The organism is Nostoc cf. edaphicum LEGE 07299 (genome assembly GCF_015207245.1).
Lineage (GTDB): Bacteria > Cyanobacteriota > Cyanobacteriia > Cyanobacteriales > Nostocaceae > Nostoc > Nostoc edaphicum_B.
In genome coordinates this window covers 1-6,117 of record NZ_JADEXF010000246.1, presented here as the reverse complement: position 1 = coordinate 6,117, position 6,117 = coordinate 1, and the positions used below count along the sequence as shown (strand labels likewise).

The 6,117-nt window shown below is 43.0% G+C and carries 7 protein-coding genes; 3 read left to right on the top strand and 4 right to left on the bottom strand.

Annotation, left to right across the window (positions count from 1 at the left end; translation table 11 throughout):
- Positions 1–529, bottom strand: a 529-nt coding sequence (locus IQ229_RS09495) for a YihY/virulence factor BrkB family protein (RefSeq protein ID WP_194043168.1), incomplete at its 3' end; no start/stop codon positions are given.
- Between the two features lie 231 nt (positions 530–760).
- On the opposite strand from IQ229_RS09495, the gene IQ229_RS09490 reads away from it, so the two are divergent.
- Positions 761–1,402, top strand: coding sequence for a type I restriction endonuclease (locus IQ229_RS09490; protein WP_194043166.1), 642 nt, complete (start codon positions 761–763; stop codon positions 1,400–1,402).
- A 171-nt stretch (positions 1,403–1,573) separates the two neighbouring features.
- On the opposite strand, the gene IQ229_RS09485 is transcribed toward IQ229_RS09490, so the two are convergent.
- The 3 genes from IQ229_RS09485 to IQ229_RS09480 all read right to left on the bottom strand — a co-directional run bounded on the left by IQ229_RS09485 (position 1,574) and on the right by IQ229_RS09480 (position 4,446).
- The gene (locus tag IQ229_RS09485) at positions 1,574–2,428 is read right to left on the bottom strand and encodes a DUF4394 domain-containing protein (protein WP_194043163.1); all 855 of its coding nucleotides are present in this window, start codon (positions 2,426–2,428) and stop codon (positions 1,574–1,576) included.
- 239 nt (positions 2,429–2,667) lie between these two features.
- Positions 2,668–2,793 (bottom strand): hypothetical protein, encoded by a 126-nt coding sequence (locus IQ229_RS24485; RefSeq protein ID WP_265582964.1) that lies wholly within the window; start codon positions 2,791–2,793, stop codon positions 2,668–2,670.
- Positions 2,794–2,916: 123 nt separating this feature from the next.
- Positions 2,917–4,446: a YifB family Mg chelatase-like AAA ATPase gene (locus IQ229_RS09480; RefSeq protein ID WP_194043161.1), complete on the bottom strand. Its 1,530-nt coding sequence runs from the start codon at positions 4,444–4,446 to the stop codon at positions 2,917–2,919.
- Between the two features lie 239 nt (positions 4,447–4,685).
- Between IQ229_RS09480 and IQ229_RS09475 the strand changes: the two genes are divergently transcribed.
- Together IQ229_RS09475 and IQ229_RS09470 are read left to right on the top strand one after the other, a co-directional pair.
- Positions 4,686–5,228 carry a TRAP transporter small permease subunit gene (locus IQ229_RS09475; protein ID WP_194043160.1) on the top strand — a complete coding sequence of 181 codons (543 nt, stop codon included), beginning with the start codon at positions 4,686–4,688 and terminating at the stop codon, positions 5,226–5,228.
- A partial coding sequence (locus IQ229_RS09470) for a TRAP transporter large permease (RefSeq protein ID WP_194043158.1) occupies positions 5,212–6,117 on the top strand: 906 nt, incomplete at its 3' end. The genes IQ229_RS09475 and IQ229_RS09470, both read left to right, overlap by 17 nt.

Here is a 6,117-nt window from a genome sequence, read left to right as displayed (position 1 = left end):
AATCAAAACCTGGCAACAAGTTACTAAAGTATGTAACTAATGTTGTTAGTATCGTACTAATTACTAGAGAAACTAAAAGTAAAAATCCAATTCCGATCACCATTGCAAAGGACAAAACGCGGAGGCGAATCATATTATTTATGCCACGTCCAGGTTTGGGTTTCACTTCCCAAATCGTGTTCATGGCATCTTGCAACTCAGTAAATAAGCCTGTAGCACCCACTAGTAGAACTACGACACTAATGATCGAAGCGATCGCTCCTGTCTTTGGTTGGTTAGCATTTTGGATGGCTGTTTCGAGAAACTTTGCGCCGTCTACCCCGACTAAACCTTGAATTTGTCCGACAATTTGACCTCTTGCCGCTTCCTCTCCAAATACTGCACCTGCGATCGCAATTACAATAATTAGCAATGGTGCAATGGAAAAAATCGTGTAATAAGCTAACGCCGCCGCTAACCGTGAGGCTTTATCCTCACTCCATTCTTTGAACGTCTCTTGTAATAACTTCCAAATTTCTTGCAAATTCATCCAATCAGTCTCCTTGTAGGGGATGTTGCTTAGTCCCTGATATATTGGATACTGATCTCCTGAGTTGCGACATCCTCCCAAGGGTGTTTGTGAAGCGTTCTTGGGGAGGAATTTAGAATTTTATCGTGACATAACAATGCGATGTCTACGGCGGGCGTAGCTGCGGCGCTAATTGGCGATAATAAAGATGCGCTGATATTAATATAGCAAAGTAATTTTTACCTAGAAGCAATGACACAGACCGCAGCAATTACTGAAGCGATTACCACTCTAGAGGATGCAGAAAATCGATTTGGTTTTGTCCGTGTTGAAAACGAGCAATTTTTCCCAGAGTGGTATGAGGGATTGTCTGAAATTACAGAAGCGGAAAAAGCTTCTGTAGATGTCGTGCGCCGCAGGTATCTTTATCACCGTGCCGGAGGTGATTTACTAGAAGGGACAGTCATATTGTTGTTGGTGTCACCAATACTTGCACTCTCTGGATTTTACGATCCTCCTTTCAGACTTAAGGCTGAATCATCCGTGGAACTCATGCTCAATGATGGCGAGGAGATACTGCGCGGACGGATTGATGTTTTAGTGTTACAAGATCGGTTGTGGGTGATGGTGTTGGAGTCGAAAAAAACCACACTCTCAGTTTGGTCGGCTGTACCGCAAGCTCTAGCTTATATGATGGCTAACCCCAATCCCAGTAAACCTGTGTTTGGGATGGTGACGAATGGAGACGATATTTTATTTGTCAAAGTGACGCAAACAAATATACCACAGTACGATTTGTCAAGAGTTTTTGCTCCGTTTGCATCCGCGAGAGAACTGTACGCCGTTTTGCAAATTCTCAAGCGTATTGGTCAGTTAATTTCTCCTGCGTCTTAGAGGTTTTTGAAAAGCGAATGGAATTCGTGGCTATACAAACAAAGTTCGCTTCCGGGGACTAAGAAAAATCTGAAGCGCCTGCTCTGCTCTCGATTGAATATCTTAACAATCAAGAGCAGAGCATACGCATTTACGCTTTTAACCAATAGATAAAGTTGAGTTGGGGGATGCCTACTTAGATGTAACGGCTAAACCAATGAAGTTACCTTTAGGTACAGTGGCGATTTTAGTTGCAGTGCCAGTAGATAGGTTAATAGTGTAAAGAACTGAACCAGACAGTGCATAGCCAGTATTTTTGCCTTGTGCATTTGTAAAGATGTCGAACCCGCTTATCGGTGCAAAGTTAGCACCAAGCTTGCCAATCGTTCTGAGAGTGCCATCATTAGGTGGGTTTTGCAGTACTAACACGTCAAGATCGTAATCAATACCAAAAAGTTGAGTTGATGTGGCTCTAGCAACCGAATTTATGTAAGCGACAGCGGTAATGTTGGGGTCAACTTTGGCGTTGACATCATCAGTAGCATACGCTAGGGTTTTATCGGCAGTGACTGCACCAGTATCTACATTAGTACGGAAATTTTGATCATTGCTACCTACTATCCGTAAGCGGTCTGGTACAGGATTAAAGTCAAACCCTGACTGAAATCCTCCATTAAAGCTGCTAGATAGTTTGCTCACAAAGGTCGCCTGACCAGTTATAGAGTTGATCGTGTATATGTTGTCAGTATCTGTGACACCATAAAGCAGACCGTTTGCTGGACGGAAGTCAATACCTTGTAAGTTGCCGTCAATTTCTTTAACCTTTATTACTTTGGCAAATCCACTCGGATCTATATTTACAAGAGTATTCTTTGAGGTTAAGCCAATGAATCTTAAAGTAGACCATTTGCCTGTAACATTAATTTGAAGGATATCAGCTAATTTAGTGATCCCAACGTCAGCTGAAATTTTGTTAGCACTCAAACCGAGACTTGCAGTGACTACAGTAACGACAAGGGCAATTTTTCGTGTGATAAAAGCTTTCATCCTACACTCCAAGATAAAATTTTCTGATTTTGATTCAGCAACGACCTATCCTTTACTAATAAGGATTAATGGTTAAAGCTTACTGATGACTATAGATTACACTGGAATTATTTTTGACAGGTTAAGACAAAATTAATTCTGTCAATAGTAGTTACCCTTGACCTGTCAAGAATACACTTAAATAAGAGTTTATTTAATGTTTTAGAGAAAAGATCCTACTTTTCCTACTTAACCCACTTTCAAGTATTAGGTTCAACCCGATACTGTGAAAGTTCCAAAATAGATGCGATCGCGCTACCATCTTCTCTAGTTTCCAGCAAAATATTGACTTTTAAATGTGATTCTGCTGAGGTGCTGGTTTTCATAAAGTTTGGACTCTGAACTCATTTATTAGAATCATAGCTTTAGCCTTGCTGTTCTAGCTGCTGGTAGGTAGCACGAACTATCTGCGTCAACCTTTAACAGATTTAAGCCATCATCCAAGAAAACTACTGCATTCTATCTATTGTGCGATATTGAATCGCTTCCGCTACATGATTGGTTTTTAGCTCATCTTCTCCTGCTAAATCTGCAATCGTTCGTGCTACTTTGAGAATGCGATCGCTTGCTCTTGCTGATAAACCTAATTTTCTTATTGCTGCTTCTAATAAATTGCGGCTAGCATCATCTAACTTGCACCATTTTTGGAGATGACTACTTTGCAAATGGGCATTGCAACGCAGATTTGCTTCTCCTTGGAAACGGGTAATTGCGCGATCGCTTGCTTGTTGAACCCGTTCGCGTACTGATATTGATGTTTCTCCCGTGGGTTGTTGGGTAATTTCTTCTGGTTTCAAGCGATTCACTGCAACTTGTAAATCAATTCGATCCATCAGCGGCCCAGAAAGTTTTGCCCAATATTGCTCGCGTTGGCGGGGAGAACAAGTACATTGTTGGATGGTATCGCCATAGTAGCCGCAAGGACAGGGATTGGTACTCGCCACCAAAGTAAACTGCGCGGGAAACATTACCGATAATTTGGTGCGGGAAATTGTCACATAGCCATCTTCTAGAGGTTGACGCAGAAATTCTAAAACATCTCGTTTAAACTCAGTAAGTTCATCAAGGAACAGCACGCCCCTGTGAGATAATGATATTTCTCCAGGACGAGGGAAGCTACCGCCACCCACAAGAGAAGGCCCGGATGCTGAGTGGTGGGGACTGCGAAAAGGGCGATCGCGTACTAATGAACCACGATTTTTCAATAAACCAGCCACCGAATGAATGCGAGTCACTTCTAAAGATTCGGCAAAGCTCAACGGTGGTAAAATTCCTGGTAAGCGTCTTGCTAGCATCGTCTTCCCACTACCAGGCGGCCCGACAAAAATGAGATTATGCCCACCAGCCGCAGCAATTTCTAAAGCACGACGCCCATGAGCTTGTCCTTTCACATCATGTAAATCTGTGCCAGGGTAGGATACTGTTGTTGTCTGTGTTGTACTATCTATCTGCACAGGTTTGTAACGCCCCGGATTATTTAAAAAATCCACCACCTCAGACAAATGCTTGCAGCCGTAAACAGCCAAATCTTCAACCACTGCCGCTTCTTGGGCATTATCAGCAGGGAGAACTAAACCTGCAATTCCCATCTTTTGGGCTGCTGCTGCGATCGGTAATACACCAGCCACCGGACGTAAACTGCCATCTAAAGAGACTTCGCCCAAAAAGAGATAATCCCCCAACAAATCAGCGCTAACTTGCTCAGAAGCCGCCAAAATTCCTACACTAATAGGCAAATCGAAACAGGGGCCTTCTTTGCGTAAATCTGCCGGAGTTAAATTAATGACTATTTTACGCATCGGAAAGGCAAAGCCAGTATTTTTCAAAGTTGCTTTGACTCTTTCTCTTGATTCTTGAATCGCTGAATCTGGAAGTCCCAAGACAACAATTCCCGGTAATCCCCCTGACACATCGACTTCCACGCCGACTTTGACGGCATCGATGCCCACAATTGATGCACTCCAGACTCTAGCAAGCATTGCTTATATAACGGTAAACCTTTAAAATCTCTAGCAGATGAGTTGGTAAATTGGCATTAGTGAAACCACATAGACGATTTTTTGGAATTAAGGCTAGTAGTCTGTCAATTTGAAATTGATGGGTAAGCAAGTTAGTAGTAAGGACTAAAGTCCTTATTTTCTAAGCACTAAAGTCCTTACTACAAACCCTTAAAATTACAAAGAAGTCTCTTACAGCAATTCAAGAGGTAAAATAACTATTGGAAAAATTATTAAGAATATCAAATATTATTGATAATTGCACTGAACGCATTGGTCGATTTACTAGTTGGCTGGTACTAGTAATGATCGTGCTTGGCGTGTGGAATGTCATCGGGCGATATCTTGGAAGAATTACCGGTAACAACTTCACCTCCAACGCCTACATAGAATCTCAATGGTATATTTTTGATTTAGTTTTCTTGTTGGGAGCAGCTTACACCCTCAAGCACAACGAACACGTGCGGGTTGATATTTTTTACAGTAATTGGCCACCCCGACGAAAAGCACTTGCAGACTTAGTAGGGACTATATTTTTCCTCATCCCATTTTGTATCATGACGATCGCTTTTTCTTGGGATGCGGTTGTGGCTTCATGGCTAATTAAGGAAGCCTCATCCGATCCTGGGGGATTGCCTCGTTACCCGATTAAAGCAATGATTATTGTCGGCTTTGTGCTGCTGATTTTCCAGGGAATTTCTCAGGCGATCAAAAACTTGGCAATTCTTCAAGGCAGGGAGGACAATCATGACACTGGCTTATGAATGGTTGGGGCCAGTGATGTTTGCTGGTGCTTTGGTGTTGCTGTCGCTGGGGTATCCGGTGGCTTTTTCATTGGGTGGTGTGGCAATTTTATTTGGAATATTGGGAATTAGCTTAGGTGTATTTGACCCAGTGTTTCTGACTGCCATGCCACAACGCATTTTTGGCATCATGGCAAACTATACCTTATTAGCTATCCCTTATTTCATCTTCATGGGGGCAATGTTAGAGAAATCGGGTATAGCAGAGAGACTCTTAGAAACGATGGGGATTTTGTTGGGACGCTTACGAGGCGGACTGGCTTTAGCTGTGATTTTGGTAGGGGCGCTGTTAGCAGCAACTACTGGGGTAGTAGCGGCGACTGTAGTGGCAATGGGTTTGATTTCTCTACCAATTATGCTCCGCTATGGTTACAACAAAGAATTAGCGACTGGTGTGATAGTTGCATCAGGAACATTGGGGCAAATTATCCCGCCGAGTGTGGTGTTGGTAGTGCTGGGCGACCAATTGGGTGTATCAGTGGGCGATTTGTTCATCGGTTCGGTGATTCCCGGTTTGATGATGGCTGGTGCATTTGCCCTACACGTTCTGATTGTGGCATTTTTGAAGCCAGATTTAGCACCGGCTTTACCTGCTGATGTCAGAAATATTGGTGGTAAAGCTTTGGGAAAGCGGATAATTCGGGTGATGATACCACCTTTGATACTAATTTTGTTGGTGCTGGGCAGTATATTTTTTGGCATTGCTACGCCAACAGAAGCGGGTGCAGTGGGTTGTGGTGGTGCGATCGCACTGGCGGCTGCTAATCGTAAACTTACCTTAGAATCTCTGCGTCAAGTTTGTGATGCTACTTTGCGAATCACCAGCATGGTAGTGTTGATCCTATTTGGC